20 protein-coding genes are annotated in these 17,090 nt (G+C 66.3%); 8 read left to right on the top strand and 12 right to left on the bottom strand.

Annotation, left to right across the window (positions count from 1 at the left end):
- Positions 1–51: 51 nt before the first annotated feature.
- On the bottom strand, positions 52–528 hold the full coding sequence (locus EV663_RS06265) for an ATP-binding protein (RefSeq protein WP_165910143.1): 477 nt from the start codon (positions 526–528) through the stop codon (positions 52–54).
- Positions 525–869, bottom strand: a complete 345-nt coding sequence (locus EV663_RS06260; protein ID WP_132950936.1) for an STAS domain-containing protein — start codon at positions 867–869, stop codon at positions 525–527. The genes EV663_RS06265 and EV663_RS06260 overlap by 4 nt, the downstream gene beginning before the upstream one ends.
- A gap of 88 nt (positions 870–957) precedes the next feature.
- On the opposite strand from EV663_RS06260, the gene EV663_RS06255 reads away from it, so the two are divergent.
- The 4 genes from EV663_RS06255 (at position 958) to EV663_RS06240 (ending at position 4,221) form a co-directional block, all read left to right on the top strand.
- A complete protein-coding gene (locus EV663_RS06255; protein ID WP_132950935.1) occupies positions 958–2,130 on the top strand; it encodes a thiolase family protein in 1,173 nt (390 codons plus the stop codon).
- A gap of 84 nt (positions 2,131–2,214) precedes the next feature.
- The gene (locus tag EV663_RS06250) at positions 2,215–2,667 is read left to right on the top strand and encodes a GAF domain-containing protein (protein ID WP_132950934.1); all 453 of its coding nucleotides are present in this window, start codon (positions 2,215–2,217) and stop codon (positions 2,665–2,667) included.
- A 79-nt stretch (positions 2,668–2,746) separates the two neighbouring features.
- Positions 2,747–3,394: a pseudouridine synthase gene (locus tag EV663_RS06245; protein WP_132950933.1), complete on the top strand. Its 648-nt coding sequence runs from the start codon at positions 2,747–2,749 to the stop codon at positions 3,392–3,394.
- A 170-nt stretch (positions 3,395–3,564) separates the two neighbouring features.
- The gene (locus EV663_RS06240) at positions 3,565–4,221 is read left to right on the top strand and encodes a peroxiredoxin (RefSeq protein ID WP_132950932.1); all 657 of its coding nucleotides are present in this window, start codon (positions 3,565–3,567) and stop codon (positions 4,219–4,221) included.
- Between the two features lie 94 nt (positions 4,222–4,315).
- Here the strand turns inward: EV663_RS06240 and pnp are convergent, their stop codons facing one another.
- The 3 genes from pnp to EV663_RS06225 all read right to left on the bottom strand — a co-directional run bounded on the left by pnp (position 4,316) and on the right by EV663_RS06225 (position 7,545).
- Positions 4,316–6,451 (bottom strand): polyribonucleotide nucleotidyltransferase, encoded by a 2,136-nt coding sequence (pnp, locus tag EV663_RS06235; RefSeq protein WP_132950931.1) that lies wholly within the window; start codon positions 6,449–6,451, stop codon positions 4,316–4,318.
- Positions 6,452–6,664: 213 nt separating this feature from the next.
- Entirely contained in the window at positions 6,665–7,099 is a 435-nt protein-coding gene (locus EV663_RS06230; RefSeq protein WP_132950930.1) for a hypothetical protein, read from the bottom strand.
- 14 nt (positions 7,100–7,113) lie between these two features.
- Entirely contained in the window at positions 7,114–7,545 is a 432-nt protein-coding gene (locus tag EV663_RS06225) for a DUF2147 domain-containing protein (protein ID WP_132950929.1), read from the bottom strand.
- Between the two features lie 94 nt (positions 7,546–7,639).
- On the opposite strand from EV663_RS06225, the gene EV663_RS06220 reads away from it, so the two are divergent.
- On the top strand, positions 7,640–8,263 hold the full coding sequence (locus tag EV663_RS06220; RefSeq protein ID WP_132950928.1) for a TetR/AcrR family transcriptional regulator: 624 nt from the start codon (positions 7,640–7,642) through the stop codon (positions 8,261–8,263).
- A 63-nt stretch (positions 8,264–8,326) separates the two neighbouring features.
- Here the strand turns inward: EV663_RS06220 and rpsO are convergent, their stop codons facing one another.
- The 6 genes from rpsO to rbfA all read right to left on the bottom strand — a co-directional run bounded on the left by rpsO (position 8,327) and on the right by rbfA (position 12,571).
- Positions 8,327–8,596, bottom strand: a complete 270-nt coding sequence (rpsO, locus tag EV663_RS06215; RefSeq protein ID WP_132950927.1) for a 30S ribosomal protein S15 — start codon at positions 8,594–8,596, stop codon at positions 8,327–8,329.
- Between the two features lie 218 nt (positions 8,597–8,814).
- A complete protein-coding gene (locus EV663_RS06210) occupies positions 8,815–9,831 on the bottom strand; it encodes a calcium-binding protein (RefSeq protein ID WP_165910142.1) in 1,017 nt (338 codons plus the stop codon).
- Positions 9,832–9,962: 131 nt separating this feature from the next.
- On the bottom strand, positions 9,963–10,469 hold the full coding sequence (locus EV663_RS06205) for a DUF1643 domain-containing protein (protein WP_132950925.1): 507 nt from the start codon (positions 10,467–10,469) through the stop codon (positions 9,963–9,965).
- Positions 10,470–10,477: 8 nt separating this feature from the next.
- The gene (gene truB / locus EV663_RS06200) at positions 10,478–11,383 is read right to left on the bottom strand and encodes a tRNA pseudouridine(55) synthase TruB (RefSeq protein ID WP_132950924.1); all 906 of its coding nucleotides are present in this window, start codon (positions 11,381–11,383) and stop codon (positions 10,478–10,480) included.
- A 59-nt stretch (positions 11,384–11,442) separates the two neighbouring features.
- Positions 11,443–12,183 (bottom strand): phosphodiester glycosidase family protein, encoded by a 741-nt coding sequence (locus EV663_RS06195; protein ID WP_132950923.1) that lies wholly within the window; start codon positions 12,181–12,183, stop codon positions 11,443–11,445.
- Positions 12,173–12,571, bottom strand: a complete 399-nt coding sequence (rbfA, locus tag EV663_RS06190) for a 30S ribosome-binding factor RbfA (protein ID WP_207904402.1) — start codon at positions 12,569–12,571, stop codon at positions 12,173–12,175. Before rbfA ends, EV663_RS06195 begins: the two co-directional genes overlap by 11 nt.
- 83 nt (positions 12,572–12,654) lie before the next feature.
- Between rbfA and dapB the strand changes: the two genes are divergently transcribed.
- A complete protein-coding gene (gene dapB, locus EV663_RS06185; RefSeq protein WP_132950921.1) occupies positions 12,655–13,464 on the top strand; it encodes a 4-hydroxy-tetrahydrodipicolinate reductase in 810 nt (269 codons plus the stop codon).
- Positions 13,465–13,680: 216 nt separating this feature from the next.
- On the opposite strand, the gene EV663_RS06180 is transcribed toward dapB, so the two are convergent.
- Positions 13,681–13,866 (bottom strand): DUF1674 domain-containing protein, encoded by a 186-nt coding sequence (locus EV663_RS06180; protein ID WP_132950920.1) that lies wholly within the window; start codon positions 13,864–13,866, stop codon positions 13,681–13,683.
- A 70-nt stretch (positions 13,867–13,936) separates the two neighbouring features.
- Here EV663_RS06180 and EV663_RS06175 point away from each other — a divergent pair, with 70 nt between their 5' ends.
- Both EV663_RS06175 and EV663_RS06170 read left to right on the top strand, forming a co-directional pair.
- Entirely contained in the window at positions 13,937–15,217 is a 1,281-nt protein-coding gene (locus EV663_RS06175) for an RsmB/NOP family class I SAM-dependent RNA methyltransferase (protein ID WP_132951068.1), read from the top strand.
- 134 nt (positions 15,218–15,351) lie between these two features.
- Positions 15,352–17,085, top strand: a complete 1,734-nt coding sequence (locus EV663_RS06170) for a heparinase II/III family protein (RefSeq protein WP_132950919.1) — start codon at positions 15,352–15,354, stop codon at positions 17,083–17,085.
- Positions 17,086–17,090 lie beyond the last annotated feature (5 nt).

The raw sequence follows: 17,090 nt of genomic DNA, 5'->3' as shown, positions 1-17,090 counted from the left end.
TTGCGGCCCATCCTTGGAGCCAATGTGACGATTTCCGGGCAAGATGCCTCGTCACCAGGTCTTGTCCTTTCGTAATGAAACCAGCAGGTGCAGCCGGTTTTCATCCCCGTGACGGCAATACCGCAGGTCCTCGGCCAGCGTCCGGATCAGGAACCAGCCGAACCCCCCCTCTGGCGGCAACGCACCCTCGGGCGGTAGCCCGCCACGGGGCACCCGCCCGCCCGGCATCGCGGCCCCGCGATCCCGCAACTCGACCGCCAGACCATCCCCGATGCGCGACAGGTGCATCTCGACCCTGCCGGGTGCTGCGGGCGTGTAGGCATGTTCGCCGATATTGTTCAACGCTTCGGCCAGAACCGTTTCGACCAGGTCGAGACTTTGCCCTGGCCCAAGCCGCCTCTCGTAATGCTCACGCATCCCGAGCAGGGCGCGACGTACCGCCCGCGGCGTGGACATGAACTGCAAACAGAGCCGGTCGCCCCAACGGGCCGCGGTTCCGCCACCGTTCAGGGTGATGCAACCGCTCATCCGCATGTGGTCTGCGCCGCAAGGGCGGCGGCGCAATCCTCGTGAATCGTGAACACACGATCCATGCGGGTCAGGCGAAATACCTTGGCAACGGTGGGCGTCAGTCCGCACAGCTCCAGCCGGCATTCCGGCGCCAACAGCTTCATCACCGCGACCACGGCGCCCAACCCGCTGGAATCGACGAACCCGACTCGCGACAGGTCCAGCAAGACCCGGCCATGCCCGCCCGATGCCAGGTCGCGCATCCGTTCCTTGAACCGGATTGCCACGGCGGAATCGATCCGGGCCTCTGCAACGGTGACCACCAGCGTCTTGTCACGGGTTTCACTGTACAATTCCATCGCCATCTCCTTTCTCGGTGACGATGAGGCTAGACGCCAATCCTTACCATTCGGTAAGGCTGGGTCTGTCCGATCTGGGAGGAAAGAGATGAACGAGGTTGTGATCTGCGGCGCGGCCCGAACACCGATGGGCGGATTCCAGGGAGTGTTTTCGGGCCTTGACGCATCGACGCTGGGCGGCGTCGCGATCCGCGCGGCGATGGCGGGCGCGGGCGTCGAAACCGTTGATGAACTCCTGATGGGCTGCGTCCTGCCCGCCGGCCAGGGCCAGGCGCCCGCCCGCCAGGCGGGGTTTCACGCCGGCCTCGGCCAAGAGGTGCCCGCGACCACGCTGAACAAGATGTGCGGCTCGGGCATGAAGGCGGCGATGCTCGCGCATGACCAGCTGGCGCTGGGCGGCGCGCAGGTGATCTGCGCGGGCGGCATGGAAAGCATGACCAACGCCCCCTACCTGCTGCCCAAGATGCGCGCCGGTGCCCGGATCGGCCACGGCCAGGTGATCGACCACATGTTTCTCGACGGTCTGGAAGACGCCTATGACAAGGGCCGCCTGATGGGCACCTTCGCCGAGGATTGCGCCGAGAAGTTCCAGTTCACCCGAGAGGCCCAGGACGACTACGCGCTCGGCTCGCTCTCCAACGCGCGCGCCGCGCAGGCCTCTGGCGCGTTCGAGGGCGAGATCACCCCGGTCACCGTGACCACCCGCAAGGGCGACACCGTGGTGGCCGAGGACGAACAGCCCGCAAATGCCCGCCCCGAAAAGATCCCCCAGCTCAAGCCCGCCTTCCGCAAGGACGGCACGGTCACCCCGGCCAATTCCTCCTCTATCTCCGACGGGGCCGCGGCCCTGATCCTGGCGAGCCGCGCAGCGGCCGAGGCGCGCGGATTGCCGGTCCGCGCCCGCATCCTGGGCCATGCCAGCCATGCCCAGGCCCCGGGCTGGTTCACCACCGCCCCGGTCCCGGCCGCGCAGAAACTGCTGGCCAGACTCGGCTGGTCCGCCGACGACGTGGACCTGTGGGAGGTCAACGAGGCTTTCGCCGTCGTTCCCATGGCCTTCATGCACGAGATGGGCCTGCCCCGCGACAAGGTCAACGTGAATGGCGGCGCCTGCGCGCTGGGCCATCCGATCGGCGCGTCGGGCGCGCGCATCATGGTCACCCTGCTCAACGCCCTCGAAAAACGCGGCCTCAAACGCGGCATCGCCGCGATCTGCATCGGCGGTGGCGAAGGCACGGCCATCGCGATCGAACGCCCCTGACCTTCTTCTTGGGTCAAATACCCCGGGGGAGTCGCCCGAACGGGCGACGGGGGCAGCGCCCCCTTCCCCGGCCCGGAGAATGCGATGCGCATCGATTATGACGATATGTCCAGAACATTGGCCGCGCTGACCGATGGTGAAACCGATACCATCGCGCTGATGGCCACGATGGCTTGCGAACTTCATCATGCCGACGACCGGTTCGACTGGACGGGGTTTTACCGCGCCGTCGGGGACGGGATGCTCAGGATCGGCCCCTACCAGGGCGCGCATGGCTGTCTGGCGATCCCCTATTCCCGCGGGGTCTGTGGCGCTGCGGCCCGGACGGGCGAGATCCAGCTGGTTGACGATGTCGATGCCTTTCCCGGCCATATCGCCTGCGCGTCCTCGACACGATCGGAAATCGTCCTGCCAGTCTGGTCAGGGGCTGGGGCACTTCTGGGGGTGCTCGATATCGATAGCGATCAGCCCGCGGCCTTTGACCGCCGCGATGCTGAGGGGCTTGCCCGGCTGCTCGCGCAAACCTTCGCGCGATGATCCGGGCGGGGGTGGTGTTTGCCCGCAGCCGGGGCGCGCGGTCTTGCCCCGGACAGGCCAACCCGTTACCGCCGGGCGCATGAGTGATACCTACGCCCCGCCTGACACCCCGCTGGATGTGATCCACCATGATCACGCGCTACTGGCGGTGAACAAGCCACCCGGCCTGCTGTCCGTGCCGGGCAGGGGGGCGCATCTGGCCGATTGCCTGCTGGCGCGCGTGCAGGCGGCCTTTCCCGAAGCGCTGCTGGTGCATCGGCTCGACCGCGATACCTCGGGCGTGATCGTCTTTGCCCTGACGCCGCAGGCGCAGCGTCACCTGGGGTTGCAATTCGAGAAACGCCAGACGAAAAAGACCTATGTCGCCCGGATATGGGGACGGCTGGAGCCCAGGACGGGCACGGTCGACCTGCCGCTGATCGTGGACTGGCCGAACCGGCCCCGCCAGATCGTCGACCACGACCATGGAAAGAGCGCCATTACCGATTGGCGGGTGCTGCGTCACGAAGAGCACGCAACGCGGGTGCGGCTGTTTCCCCGAACCGGGCGCAGCCACCAGTTGCGGGTGCATATGCAGGCGCTGGGCCACCCGATCCTGGGTGACCCGTTCTATGCGCAAGGCCCTGCGCGTGACGCGCCTCGGCTGATGCTGCATGCCGAGGAATTGCGCCTGCGCCACCCCGAGGGCGGGCGCGGCATCTGTTTCCGCGTGTCATGCCCATTCTGATCCGGCCTATTCCGGCCGCGCCTGATATTTCCGCGAAAAATAGTTTCTTGAGCACAGGATGCGCCATGGCGCAGTTTTTGGGGTTTTCGACCGAAGGCGGGCTGGAAAATCTGTATTTAGAATGTATCTAAAGGTTGGAATGTCCCCCGATTCACAGAAAGGAAGATTTCGTGGCCCTTCGCATCAATGACATAGCGCCGAATTTCACCGCCGACACCACCGATGGTAAGATCGATTTCCATGACTGGATCGGCGACAGCTATGCCGTCCTGTTTTCGCACCCGGCCGATTTCACGCCCGTCTGCACCACCGAGTTCGCAGCCGCTGCAAAGCTGGCCGACGATTTTGCGCGGCGCAACACCAAGGTCATCGGTATCTCGATGGACACGGTCGAAGAACACCTGAAATGGAAGTCGGATGTCGAACGCTATGCCGGTACCAAGATGGCCTTTCCGATCATCGCGGATGACAAGTTCGAGGTTGCCAAGCTTTACGACATGCTGCCCGCCGATGCTTATGCCGCCGATGGCAGCACCGACGGTGTGACCGCGACCGTGCGCACGACCTTCATCATCAATCCCGACAAGAAGATCGAGTTGATGCTGATCTACCCCATGACCGTGGGGCGCAATTTCGACGAGATCCTGCGCGCGCTGGACGCGATCCAGAACAACAAGACCGCGCCGGTCGCCACACCGGCCGACTGGCGTCCGGGCGACGACATGATCGTGCGCATGGATATCTCGACCGAGGATGCGCGCACCCGCTTTGGCGAGGTAGAGGAAATCTTTCCTTATCTGCGCAAGGTCAAGAGTCCGGCCGCCTGAGCGCCCCGCGCCTGACCTGATTACGTGATAACTTGATACGAAAACGGCCCCGGAGCAATCCGGGGCCGTTCGCGTTTTCGGTATGGGCCTGGGATTACTCCTCGGCCTTTTCCTCTTTCGGGACTTCCTGGCCGGTCTCCTGGTCGACGACCTTCATCGACAGGCGAACCTTGCCGCGATCGTCAAAGCCCAGCAGCTTGACCCAGACCTCCTGGCCCTCTTTCAGAACGTCCGAGGGGTGGTTCAGGCGGCGGTTCTCGATCTGGCTGACGTGGACCAGGCCGTCGCGCTTGCCAAAGAAGTTCACGAAGGCGCCGAAATCGACGATCTTGACGACCTTGCCCTTGTAGATGCCGCCCTCTTCGGGCTCTGCCACGATCGAGTAGATCATGTCATAGGCCTTCTGGATGGCCTCGCCATTGGGGCTGGCGATCTTGATCACGCCGTCATCATTGATGTCGACCTTGGCCCCCGATACCTCGACGATCTCGCGGATCACCTTGCCGCCCGATCCGATCACTTCGCGGATCTTGTCGGTGGGGATCTGCATGGTCTCGATGCGCGGCGCGTGAACCGAGAATTCGCCCGCCGAGGTCAGCGCCTTGGACATCTCCCCCAGGATGTGCATCCGGCCCTCTTTGGCCTGGGCCAGCGCCTGGCGCATGATCTCGGGGGTGATGCCCGCGACCTTGATATCCATCTGCAAGGACGTGATGCCGTTCTCGGTGCCCGCGACCTTGAAGTCCATGTCGCCCAGGTGATCCTCGTCGCCCAGGATGTCGGTCAGAACGGCAAAGCTGCCATCCTCTTCAAGGACCAGGCCCATGGCAACGCCCGCGACCGGTGCCTTCAGCGGAACGCCCGCATCCATCATCGACAGCGACCCGCCGCAGACCGACGCCATCGAGGAAGAACCATTGGATTCGGTGATCTCGGAAACAACGCGGATCGTGTAGGGGAAATCGGTCGGTGCCGGCAGAACCGCCTGCAACGCGCGCCAGGCCAGTTTCCCGTGGCCGATTTCACGGCGGCCGGGGCTGCCCACGCGGCCAACCTCGCCGACCGAGTAGGGCGGGAAGTTGTAATGCAGTAGGAAGTTGGAGCGGAAATTGCCGTGCAGCGCGTCGATGATCTGTTCGTCATCGCCGGTTCCCAGGGTGGTCACGACCAGGCCTTGGGTTTCGCCACGGGTGAACAGTGCCGAGCCATGGGTGCGGGGCAGCAGGCCGACCTCGCACTGGATCGGGCGGACCTGGTCCAGGGCACGGCCGTCGATCCGTTTGCCATTCTTGACCACGTCACCACGCAGCACGACCGATTCCAGTTTCTTGATGGCGGAACCCAGGTTGGGGTCTTCCAACTGCTCTGCGCTGAGGCTGGCCTTGATCTCTTCCTTGGCGGCGGCGACGGCGGCTACGCGTTCCTGCTTGTCGGTGATCGCATAGGCGGCGCGCATCTTGTCTTCGCCCAGACCTTTTACGACCTCGTAAAGCGACGAGTAATCCGGCGGGGTGAAGTCAAAGGGCTCTTTTGCGGCGGCCTCGGCCAGCGACACGATCAGGTCGCAGACGGGCTTGATCTGCTCATGCGCGAAGGTGACCGCGCCCAGCATTTCTTCCTCGGTCAGCTCATAGGCCTCGGACTCGACCATCATGACCGCGTCGCGGGTGCCGGCCACGACAAGGTCAAGCCGCTGCTCGGGATTATTGCGCAAGTTCTGCATGTCCTCGACCTCGGGGTTGAGGACATATTCGCCGTTGGCAAACCCGACCCGGCATCCCGCGATCGGGCCCATGAAGGGAACCCCCGAAATCGTCAGTGCTGCGCTGGCCGCGATCATCGCCACGATGTCGGGGTCGTTGACCAGATCGTGGGACAGCACCGTGCACATGACCAGCACTTCGTTCTTGAAGCCGGGCACGAAGAGCGGGCGGATCGGGCGGTCGATCAGGCGCGCGGTCAGCGTTTCCTTTTCGGTCGGCCGCGCCTCGCGCTTGAAAAAGCCGCCGGGCACCTTGCCCGCGGCATAGTATTTTTCCTGGTAGTGAACAGTCAGCGGGAAAAAGTCCTGCCCCGGTTTCTGTTCCCGGGCAAAGGTCACGTTGGCCATGACGCTGGTTTCGCCCAGCGTGGCAATGACCGAGCCATCTGCCTGGCGGGCAACCTTGCCGGTTTCGAGGGTGAGGGTTTCCTCCCCCCACTGCATCGATTTCGTCGTAACGTTGAACATACATCTATCCTAGTCGGGCACTCCCGGGCGTATCCCGGGGCCCTGTTTGAATGGCGGCCGCATTGCCGCCGACCCCTCCTATCCATTTCCGAGCGCCGGGGTCAGGGCGCAACGTCTCAGATGCTGCGCCCATAGCCGAGTTTCGGTCTGAAAGAAAGGGGGGACGTCCCGTAGCACGGGAGGCGGGGGCAGGGGATTCTCCTGGCCCGCCGGTCAGACAGGGCGGATCCCGGCGCGGTGCAAGCGACGGAAATAGTCGATGAAGAGTGCAACGAAGACGATATCGCCGCCGATCACCACAAGGGCGAATTGCGAGGTCCAGCCGCTGAAATACATGTAGGCAAGGTTCAGCGCGAACAACGCCTTGCCGATGCCGCCCATCAGTACAACGCCGGTATGGCGGGTAGGATCGCGGGCGGCCATCAGAAAGCCGAACCCGTAAAGGAATGCCGTGCCCCAGGCGCCGCGGTAGACCGCGACCAGAACCGGATCGGTCAGGGCGTGGCCGAATTCCTGTTCGAACATTGCGGCGCTGTCGAACAGGCCCGGCGTGCCGCCGGCGAAGTTCCAGATCGCGGCGATCAGGAACAAGATCCGAAAGCGCCAAAGATCGCGTGAGGGCAACGGGGGGAACAGGGCGTCGTGCATAGGGAAACCTTGGGTCAAGGGGCGTCTGCCCGCGTCCAGACCTGGCTGCGGCACAGCGGGCCAAGGCAGCCGGTGACGTGCAACGCGCGGGGGGACAGCAGATGCAGATGGGCGCGGAATGTCTTACCGTCATCGGGGTTGTAAAGGTGTCCGCCGGTCCAGCCCTGGCCGTCCGGCGTGAACCCCCACAGGATCGGTACGCCGATCAGCGGGCGGCGGCGCAGCGCTGCGTCAGGGTTGCGGATGTCGTGCGTGTTGCCCTCGGCGATGGCCGGGGCGACCCAGGCCAGCCGCCCGCAGGGCGAGCTGTCGCCGCAATCGGTGATCCTGACCAACGCGCCGTGGCGCACGGTGCGCCAGTGCCCGGTCACATCCTCAAGCCCTTCGGCGTAAAGACCGCTTGCGGCAAGGGCTGCGAGGGCAAAGACTGGGGCCGCGAGGTGCATCGGGAGCCGCCTTACAATAAAAATATAACGCGTTATAAAAATATGAGCATCGCTCTGTCAAGCACCCCCGACGACGCGCCCGAAAGGAGGAGAGATGGCCAATCCGACGCCCCGCCGCCGTGGCAGACCCGCGCGCTCTGCTACGCAGGTCGCGGACATGCGCGCGCATATCGCCGCCGCAGCGCTGAAGCTGTTTCAGTCCGAGGGGTACGCCGCCGTTTCCATGCGCCGCCTCGCGGGCGAGGCTGGGTGCACGCCGATGACGCTTTACAGTTATTTTGAGAACAAGATCGACATTCTGCGCGCCCTCTGGGCCGATGTGCTGGCAGAGCTGTTCGACGGGCTTGACCGCATCGCGGCGGCCGAGCCCGACCCGGTGGCCCGGTTGAACGCGGTCGCCCAGGGTTATGTCGCCTACTGGCTGACCCATCGCGACCATTACTTCATGATCTTCATGTCCGGCGGGCTGACGCGGGCCGATGTCACGGGCTTTGTCCAGGGGGACGCAGCGCTCGCGCGGTTTGACCTTTTTCGTATCTGTCTGGCCCAGGCGCTTGGCGACGGTCCGCCGCCGCAGGACCTGCGCGTGAAATCCGAGGCCCTGCTTTGTGCGCTGAATGGCACCGCGCACAACCTGATCACCATCGGCGGCTATGACTGGGCCACGCCAGAGGCGCTGGTGCAAGAGGCGGTGGCGGGCCTGCTGCGCCATCCCTGAGCCGCCGAAACAGAAAACGCCCCGCGGATGCGGGGCGCCCTGAATGGCCTGAAAGGCCCGCGCTTAGCGACGGATGCCGAGGCGCGCGATGAGGTCCTTGTAACGGCCCTCGTCCTTACCCTTGAGATAGTCCAGCAGCTTGCGGCGCTGGGCCACCATCATCAGCAGACCCCGACGGGAATGGTTGTCTTTCTTGTGGGTCTTGAAGTGCTCGGTCAGGGTGGTGATGCGGCTGGTCAGGATCGCAACCTGTACCTCGGGCGAACCGGTGTCACCTTCCTTGGTGGCGTATTCCTTGATCAGGCGGGTCTTTTCTTCGGCGGTGATCGACATCGGGCTCTCCTTGTCTGAGGGTTGATGGCACAAGCCGGGATGTCGTCCAGCATGGCCCGTGGAGGTTACCGCCAGTTCAGCGGATGGGAGTGAATAGGGGATTCGGTCCGATTTGAAAAGGGGGCTGTTGCGCGATGTCGCCGCGCCCGCCGCCCCGAGGCACACCCGGCCCGCGCCCTTGTAAAGATACCGGCGCAGGCGTGGCCTGGTTCGCGCGGTCAGATCGCCCGCGAGATCGAGGGCGGGAGGGCGACATCGGGCACCAGCGCGATCTGGTCCGGTCCGATCCCTGCGCCGCCGGTCACAACGGCCAAAGGCACACCATCCAGCATGAGAAGCGCGTCTGCCATGCTGTCGCCGCCCGGTGCCAGCGTAAGGGCCGGATCGGGATGGGCCTGGGCATCGTAGACCACGATCAGCGCGTCCTCGGCCGCATCGAAATCCATGATCCGGGCCGGGCCATCCGCGCTCGTGACGATCCAATCGCCCAGGATCACCTGGTCCGCGCCGGGTCCGGCAGTGGCGATGTCGCCGCCGCCGATCAGCAGGGTATCATCTCCCGTGCCGCCGTTCAGATAGTCGATGCCGCCCGAATCGGCATAGCTATAGCTCGATGTGTCTCGAGTGACGCTGGCCAGAAGGTCGTCGTCGTCATTGCCGTTCATGATGTCGTCGCCCGGCCCGCCGGTCAGCGTATCCGCGCCATACCCCCCCATCATCGCATCGTCGCCCGGCCCGCCGATCAGGCCGTCATCGCCCGGCCCGCCGATCAGTTCGTCATCGCCCGGCCCACCGTCCAGCAGGTCGTTTCCATCATGGCCGGCCAGGGTGTCATCGCCCGCCCCCCCGGCCAGCGCGTCGCCGTCCAGGTCGCCCAGCAAATCGTCCGCTCCCGCGGCGCCGATCAGCGTGTCGCTGCCCTCGGCCCCCATCAGCAGGTCGTCACCTTCGCCGCCATCGACAAGGTCGTCGCCCAGGTTGCCATGAACCACGTCATCACCGTCCCATGCGAACAGGATGTCATCTAACGGTGTGCCGTTCAGCGCATCGTTGCCCGCGCCGCCCTCAATCGTGGGGCCTGCAAGCGGAGACTCGGGGGGGCGGTCGCACTCATCCTCGTGGTCCGACTCGTCCCGCGGGTCGTCTTTTGGCGCGTCAGGCCGCGCCACGAGATCACCGAGATCAACCGCCGCCCCGGCCAGGAGCAGCCCGAACAGGCTTGCCAGCGTGAACATGCGCTTTCCCTTATCTCCGTCGCCGGTATCGCGGCGAACGAAACACGCCCCTCGGCCACAGGATAGCCTGTGCGGCGGGGCCGGGGCGAGCATGACCTTCTGCAATGGTTAACCCCGGCTCGGGTCGTCGGTCAGCCCCAGGGCTGGGGTTGCTGCGAATAGGCGATGTAAAGGGGGTGCCTGGGATGGCCCGCCCGCGTCAGCCCCAGGTGCCATAGCGGCTGACCAGTGGCGCGCAACAGCTGTTCGACCGCCCGGCCGCGATCGAGGTGCGCACCATGTGCCCCCCATGCACAGATGATCCGGTTGGCCCATGGGGCACTGTCGGTGATCGCGGCGTCATTGCCGGGGCCCACCGGGTCGGGCGCGGCGCGCATCACGCGCGGATCGGTGGCACGCAAGGCAAAGATGTTGGTCACACGAAACGCTCCGAAACCCAGGGCGCGGGCGCGCCGTTCACAGCGTTCGACAGTGGGATCGTTCTGGACCTCGGTCGCGGTCGAGGGGTTCAGCATCACGAAAAGCGCCCGAGGCCCCGACCGGTCCCAGGTGCGGGTCAGCAGGTAGCGATAGGCGCCGCAGCAGGAATAAACGGCCTCTGATGCGGCATCGCCCTTTTGATGGATGCGCGTGATCATCGCGCAGCTCAGGCGTGAAACACTCGGCTGGGATGCAATTCGCCGGCCTTGTAGATGCCCACCGCGACTGCCTGCCCGTCCAGAGAGGCCCAGGCTTCGTCGCCGTATTCGGCCTCTGCCGTGATCACGATGCCGGGATTGCCGTTGCGCATCCGCGCCGCGCCCTCGGGGGTTGTGCGCAATTCGGGCAGATCGGCAAGCCCCTCTTCCAGCGGACGAAGATAGTCGTCCAGTTCGGGGGTTTTCGCCAATTCGTCGATCAGCCCCAGAGTGATGCCGTCCTCGGCATCGAACGGTCCCGACCAGATGCGGCGCAGGCTAACGACATGACCCAGGCACCCCAGCGCCTCGCCGAGATCGCGTGCGATGGACCGGACATAGCCGCCCTTGCCGCAGACCATTTCCAGTTCGACGTGGTCGGCGTCGGGGCGGGCGACCAGGGTAAGGCTGTCGACATAAAGGGGGCGGGCCGCGATCTCGACCTCTTCGCCGGCGCGAGCGCGGGCATAAGCGCGTTCGCCGTCGATCTTGACGGCGGAAAACTGCGGCGGCACCTGCATGATGTCGCCCTCGAATCCCGGCAGGGCAGCGGCGATTTCCGCGTCGGTGGGGCGCGCGGGCGATGTCGCGATCACCTCGCCCTCGGCGTCGTCGGTATTGGTGGCAACGCCAAGGCGCACCGTGAATCGATAGGCTTTCAGCGCCTCGGTGATGTAGGGTACCGTCTTTGTCGCCTCGCCCAGTGCAATCGCCAGAACGCCCGTTGCCGCTGGGTCAAGCGTGCCCGCATGGCCCGCCTTGCGGGCATCCAGCGCCCAGCGAACCTTGTTGACCACGGCGGTCGAGGTCAGGCCCGCGGGTTTGTCCACCACGATCCAGCCCGAAATGTCGCGTCCCTTGCGGCGGCGTCCCAATTGCGATGCTCCGTTCTTTCCGAGTAAGGATCGCCTGCTAGCGAAGACGGGCGCCAAGGTCAACGCGGCGCGTCCTGCACCACGGCCACGATCGGCCCCATCGGCAACCCGCCATCCGCGCGCCCCATCCCCGGCGCGAACAGGCGGGAAATCTTGCCATCCAGGTACAGAGCCTGCGGGGTGTCCAGGACATCGCGGAACAGGCGCCCGAATTCATGAAAGGTCACCGGCCGCGCCGAGATCGCGAAATGCACCACCCCCGCCTGATCCACCCCGACACCGTTGCGAACATGGCGCGAGGTGCTGTCGGGCAGGAAACGCGGGTGAAGCGCACCGTCGATCACCAGCATCGGGCCGGACTGGGTGGCGTGTCGGCAGCCGGGTTGCCGGTTCAGGTAGCGTCGTGTTTCGATCACTGCCGTGCGGTCATCGTCAAGGCACAGTATGCCGTTAGGCAACATGCCGAAATTGCCGGGGCCCGCGCGGGCCACGGCGGGGGCCTGGGGTTGTCCGTCCTCAAGGTACAGCCCGACAGGGCTGCGGTCGGGATGATACATCCCGGCATTCATCGCAAAGATCAGATCCTTGCCCTGATTGGCCAACAGGGTTTCAAGCCGTGAAAAGCTGCCGATGATTGCGCCGGTCTGGTCGCGCAGAAAAAGGCGCAGCTCTGCCTCGGCGGGATCAAAGCTGCAAACGGTGTAGGCGCGCTCTTCGTGTTCGGTCTGACGGCAAGCGGCCATGGCAAGGCCCGGAAGGGTCAGCGCCAAAAGGAAGGCAAGCGCCGCGCTAGTCCTCATCGCCCTCGGGTCCGGTCAGATCGCGTCGTACCGCATCCTGCGACAGCAGGCGGCGTGTCTCGTCCATCCGGTCAAAGGTCTCGTCCAGCGTGAAACGCAGCTCGGGCGAGAATTTCAAGGTCAGTTTCTTCGAGACAAGGTGACGCAACTCGCCCCTGTTGCGCCGCAGCGCGGCCAGCGCCGCATCGGCCTCGTGCCCGCCAAGCGGCAGCACATAGGCCGTGGCGACCCGCAGATCGGGCGAGGTGCGGACCTCGCCCACGGTGATCGACATCCGGTTGAGGTCGGGATCGTGGACATCGCCGCGGGCCAAAACCTCTGACAGGGTGCGACGGATCAGTTCGCCGACGCGAAGCTGTCTTTGGGAGGGGACGGAAGAGCGTGACATGTTCCTCATCTAGGCGATGCACGGGCCTTTGCCAAGCGGGGGGCGCTGGGGTAGACCGGGCGCGAGATCAGAAGGAGCGCATGATGGGCAACCTGCCGGGAATCGTCGTGATGGGGGCATCGGGCCGGATGGGCCAGATGCTGGTCCATACCGTGCTGCAAAGCGACCGCGCGCGGCTGGTCGGCTGCGTCGAACGGCCCGGCCATCCCTGGGTTGGCCGGGATGTGGGCGAGGCCATGGGCGGCGCGCATATCGGGTTGCCCGTCACCGACGACGCGGTTGGCGTGATCGCACAGGCGCAGGCGGTGATCGACTTTACTGCGCCTGCCGCCACCGTGGCGACCGCGACGCTGACTGCCCAGGCCCGCGCGGTGCATGTGATCGGCACCACGGGGTTCAACCCGGAAGAGTTGCAAAAGATCCGCGCTGCCGCGCGCCATGCCGTGATCGTGCGGGCCGGCAACATGAGCCTTGGCGTCAACCTGCTGGTCGGGCTGACCCGCAAGGTTTCCGCCGTTCTCGGCCCGGAATTCGACATCGAGATCGTAGAGGCGCATCACCGCCACAAGGTCGACGCCCCCTCGGGCACCGCGCTGATGCTGGGCGAGGCCGCGGCAGAGGGGCGCGGCGTGCATCTCGACGAGGTTGCCGAGCGCGGACGCGACGGGATCACCGGGGCGCGCGACAGCGGGGCAATCGGTTTTTCGGCGATTCGCGGCGGTGACGTGGTGGGGGAACATGACGTGATCTTTGCCGGGGCCGGCGAGCGTCTGGTCCTGCGCCATATCGCGACCGACAGGGCGATCTTTGCCCGCGGGGCGTTGGCCGCCGCGATCTGGGGGCAGGACCGCAAACCGGGCGAATACGACATGAACGACGTTCTCGGCCTCTAGGCGCGTCATCCTTTTGCCGGGCCCTTGCGCATGGTCGTCCGAACAGGGCGCCCGGTCCCGGGCGCAGGGCCATGTCCGTGGCGACGCCGCGCCGGGGCTTCCAGTGCTGGGGGCAAACTCCGCTTGGTCGGTGGCGATGGGCGGCAGGCTTGTGTCCGGGCCCTGGTGGCCGGGCAGGGACGTGGGTTTGCGCGGAAAACAGCCCTGAATTTCGGTCTAGAAATCGACCGCGATGCCCTTTTTTTCCCAATCGCCATAGCGCACGGGTTCCGGCCCGTCGCGCCCGCCCAGTTCCGGGGGCATTTGCCGGGCCTCTGCCTCGGCCTTCTTGCGCCGTTCCGCGGCCTCTTGCAGGGCGCGAATCGCGGCAGGGGGCAGATCCTTGCGTGTCTCGTCGGTCATGGCGGGGCTCCTTGCCGGTGCGGCCGTGGTGATATACCCGGTGCCCATTGGCTGGCAAGCGGGGGCGGCGATGGCAGGGCAGGGTGACAGGGCGCGAGGCGCGGCGTTGGGGCTGATCCTGGGCGTGCTGGAGGACCGGCATCTTCTGGCCGAGATGGAGGGCGAGGACGGGCCGCTGGCCGATCTGCCCCCGGCGGAACGCGCCCGCGCCAGCCGTCTGGCGCGCACGACGCTGCGGCACCTGGGCCGGGCCGACGCGGCGTTGAAACCCCATATGCGCAAAGCTCCGCCGGTGCCGGTGCGCGCGATATTGCGCATGGCCACGGTCGAAATGTTGCAAGAAGGCGCCGCGGCGCATGGCGTGGTGAATGCGGCCGTCGCGCTGGCCCGCGCTGGGCAACGAACACAGGCCATGGCGGGGCTGGTCAACGCGGTGCTGCGCAAGGTTGCCGAAACGCCGCCGCAGGATTGGGCCGCATTGCCGCCGCAACGTCTGCCGGGATGGCTGCGTGGGCGGCTGGACAGCGCCTGGGGGCGCGCCGCCGTAACCGGGATCGAGGCCGCCCATGCCGCCGGGGCGCCGCTGGACCTGACGCCGCGCGATGGCGATGCCGCGGCGCTGGCGGCGGCGGTGGGGGGGATGGCCCTGCCCACGGGATCGGTGCGGCTGGGCGCGGGCGTGCAGGTTTCGGCCCTGCCGGGCTATGCCGAGGGCGCCTGGTGGGTGCAGGACGCCGCCGCCGCGATGCCCGCCCGCCTGCTGGCGCCCGAACCCGGTGAGCGGGTTCTGGACCTCTGCGCTGCACCGGGCGGCAAGACGCTGCAACTTGCGGCTATGGGCGCGCGTGTCACGGCGCTGGATATTTCCGAGTATCGCATGGCGCGGGTCGAGGAAAATCTCGCCCGCATGGACCTGGCCGCCGATCTGGTCGTTGCCGATGCCCTGGCATGGGGGGCGCCGGCTCCGTTCGACGCGATACTCCTGGATGCGCCCTGTTCGGCCACCGGTACGATCCGTCGCCACCCCGATCTACCCTTTGCCAAGGATGCGGCCACGATCAAGCCGCTGTTTTACTTGCAGGAACGACTGATCGACCGGGCGATCGGCATGTTGGCGCCGGGGGGGCGGCTTGTATTTTGCACCTGTTCGCTGCTGCCCGAAGAGGGTGAGAAACAGGTGGCCGCCGCCCTTGTGCGCCATCCGGGGTTGCATGTCCGTCCCGCCGATCTGCCGGGGATCGAACCGGGTTGGCGAGATACGCAGGGGGGGCTGCGCCTGCGCCCTGATTGCTGGCCTGATCGTGGTGGTATGGACGGCTTTTACATTGCCTGCCTGGTCAAAGCGGGCTGAACGGCGGCAAAGGCGGTGACACTCGCCGCCGGGGCCGGTATGGTCAGGACAGCAGGCAAAATGGCCCAGAGCAGCACCCGACCATGGCAGGCGCCCGGCAGAGCCCCCCACCGTCGCCGCCGCGCGGCAGCACGATGAACCGCCTTCACGCCCGGCTGAGCGGCCTTGCGCGCCCGGCCAAAGGCTTCGTGTCGCAGCCCGAGCCGCGCTCGATCGGCAGCTATGCGCGTGGCCGTCAGCTATGTGCCGGGAATTTCCTGTTCGAGGGGGTCCTTGTCGAGGCACCCGATACCCTCATCTGGGACGTGCCTGCGCCTGGCCGTGCCTTTGCCGAGGCATTGCAAGGGTTCACCTGGCTGGACGACCTCGCCGCGGCAGGTGATGGTCAGGCCCGCGCGCGCGCGCAGGGTTGGACGCTGGCCTGGATTGCCCGTTACGGTCAGGGCCGCGGCCCGGGGTGGAGCCCCGATCTGACCGGGCGGCGGCTGATCCGCTGGATACATCATGCGCCATTGCTTCTGAACGGGCTGGACAGGCCCGGATCGGGGCGGCTTTTCGGTGCGCTTGCGCGCCAGACGCGGTTCCTGTCGCGCCGCTGGCGCAGCGTGCGGCCCGGCCTGCCGCGGTTCGAGGCGCTGACCGGGCTGGTTTATTCTGGCCTGTCGTTGACCGGGCTGGAGGGCTACACCGCCCCAGCGCTACGCGCGCTGGAAGGCGAGTGTCGCCATGAAATCGATGGAAACGGCGGATTGCCTAGCCGAAATCCAGAGGAATTGCTGGAAATCTTTACCCTGCTGACCTGGGCCGAGGCGAGCTTGCGCGAGACCGGTCGCGAGCCGGGCCCCGCGCATCGCGCCGCGATAGAGCGGATTGCACCTGTGCTGCGCGCCCTGCGCCACGCCGATGGCGGGCTGGCGCGGTTCCATGGCGGCGGGCGCGGCATGCCGGGGCGGCTGGAACAGGCGCTGGCCGAGGCGGGCGTTCGGCCGCGGCCGATCCGGGGGCTGGCGATGGGCTATGCGCGGCTGTCGGCCGGGCGAACGACGGTGATCGTCGATGCCGCCCCCCCGCCCGCGCGCCGCGCCTCGCACGAGGCGCATGCCTCGACCCTGGCGTTCGAGCTGACCTCGGGCCGCCGACCGGTCGTCGTCAATTGCGGCGCGGGCGGCAGTTTCGGGCCGGACTGGCGCAAGGCGGGCCGCGCTACCCAGTCCCATTCGGCGCTGGGGCTGGAGGGGCTGTCGTCCTCGCGGCTCGGGCCCGCGCGCGGGCGCTCGGACGGGCTTTGGCTTGTCGATACGCCCGCCACGGTCGAGGCACGCCTTGATTCGGGGTTGGGCGGGCATGGGATGACTGGCTGGCATGACGGCTATGGGCCGACCCATGGGTTGACACATGTGCGCCAGTTGCAGCTTGCATATGACGGCCGGTCGCTGTCAGGCGAGGACACGCTTGCGGCCTTTACCGAGCAAGAGCGCGCGCGCTTTGACCGCGCGATGGACCGCGTCAGCCTGCAAGGTATCGCGTTCGCGATCCGGTTTCACCTGCATCCCGAGGTCGATGTCGCGATCGACATGGGTGGCGCGGCGGTGTCTTTGGCACTGAAAAGCGGCGAAATCTGGGTCTTCCGTCATGACGCGGTCGCCGAATTGCGCCTTGAACCAAGCGTTTATCTTGAAAATGGACGCGTCAGGCCGCGTGCGACGCAACAAATCGTTCTAACTTCGCGCGCGATGGATTATGCGAGCCTCATCACCTGGAACCTGGCCAAGGCGCAGGATACACCGCGGGCGCTGCGCGATCTCGAACCGGATGAGCCGGACGAGACGCTGGAGCCGCCCCGGACGCCGTGGCGCCGGGACCTCTGAACGCA

This window comes from Rhodovulum bhavnagarense (genome assembly GCF_004343505.1).
In the GTDB taxonomy this organism is placed as follows: domain Bacteria; phylum Pseudomonadota; class Alphaproteobacteria; order Rhodobacterales; family Rhodobacteraceae; genus Rhodovulum; species Rhodovulum bhavnagarense.
The sequence above is the reverse complement of the archived record's forward strand: the minus strand, read 5'-3'. Positions and strand labels throughout refer to the sequence as shown.

Coding starts and splice junctions, on each gene's coding strand:
- EV663_RS06265 (WP_165910143.1), bottom strand. CDS start 528: ATGAGCGGTTGCATCACCCTGAACGGTGGCGGAACCGCGGCCCGTTGG.
- EV663_RS06260 (WP_132950936.1), bottom strand. CDS start 869: ATGGAATTGTACAGTGAAACCCGTGACAAGACGCTGGTGGTCACCGTT.
- EV663_RS06255 (WP_132950935.1), top strand. CDS start 958: ATGAACGAGGTTGTGATCTGCGGCGCGGCCCGAACACCGATGGGCGGA.
- EV663_RS06250 (WP_132950934.1), top strand. CDS start 2,215: ATGCGCATCGATTATGACGATATGTCCAGAACATTGGCCGCGCTGACC.
- EV663_RS06245 (WP_132950933.1), top strand. CDS start 2,747: ATGAGTGATACCTACGCCCCGCCTGACACCCCGCTGGATGTGATCCAC.
- pnp (WP_132950931.1), bottom strand. CDS start 6,451: ATGTTCAACGTTACGACGAAATCGATGCAGTGGGGGGAGGAAACCCTC.
- EV663_RS06230 (WP_132950930.1), bottom strand. CDS start 7,099: ATGCACGACGCCCTGTTCCCCCCGTTGCCCTCACGCGATCTTTGGCGC.
- EV663_RS06225 (WP_132950929.1), bottom strand. CDS start 7,545: ATGCACCTCGCGGCCCCAGTCTTTGCCCTCGCAGCCCTTGCCGCAAGC.
- EV663_RS06220 (WP_132950928.1), top strand. CDS start 7,640: ATGGCCAATCCGACGCCCCGCCGCCGTGGCAGACCCGCGCGCTCTGCT.
- rpsO (WP_132950927.1), bottom strand. CDS start 8,596: ATGTCGATCACCGCCGAAGAAAAGACCCGCCTGATCAAGGAATACGCC.
- EV663_RS06210 (WP_165910142.1), bottom strand. CDS start 9,831: ATGTTCACGCTGGCAAGCCTGTTCGGGCTGCTCCTGGCCGGGGCGGCG.
- EV663_RS06205 (WP_132950925.1), bottom strand. CDS start 10,469: ATGATCACGCGCATCCATCAAAAGGGCGATGCCGCATCAGAGGCCGTT.
- EV663_RS06195 (WP_132950923.1), bottom strand. CDS start 12,183: ATGAGGACTAGCGCGGCGCTTGCCTTCCTTTTGGCGCTGACCCTTCCG.
- rbfA (WP_207904402.1), bottom strand. CDS start 12,571: ATGTCACGCTCTTCCGTCCCCTCCCAAAGACAGCTTCGCGTCGGCGAA.
- dapB (WP_132950921.1), top strand. CDS start 12,655: ATGGGCAACCTGCCGGGAATCGTCGTGATGGGGGCATCGGGCCGGATG.
- EV663_RS06180 (WP_132950920.1), bottom strand. CDS start 13,866: ATGACCGACGAGACACGCAAGGATCTGCCCCCTGCCGCGATTCGCGCC.
- EV663_RS06175 (WP_132951068.1), top strand. CDS start 13,937: ATGGCAGGGCAGGGTGACAGGGCGCGAGGCGCGGCGTTGGGGCTGATC.
- EV663_RS06170 (WP_132950919.1), top strand. CDS start 15,352: ATGAACCGCCTTCACGCCCGGCTGAGCGGCCTTGCGCGCCCGGCCAAA.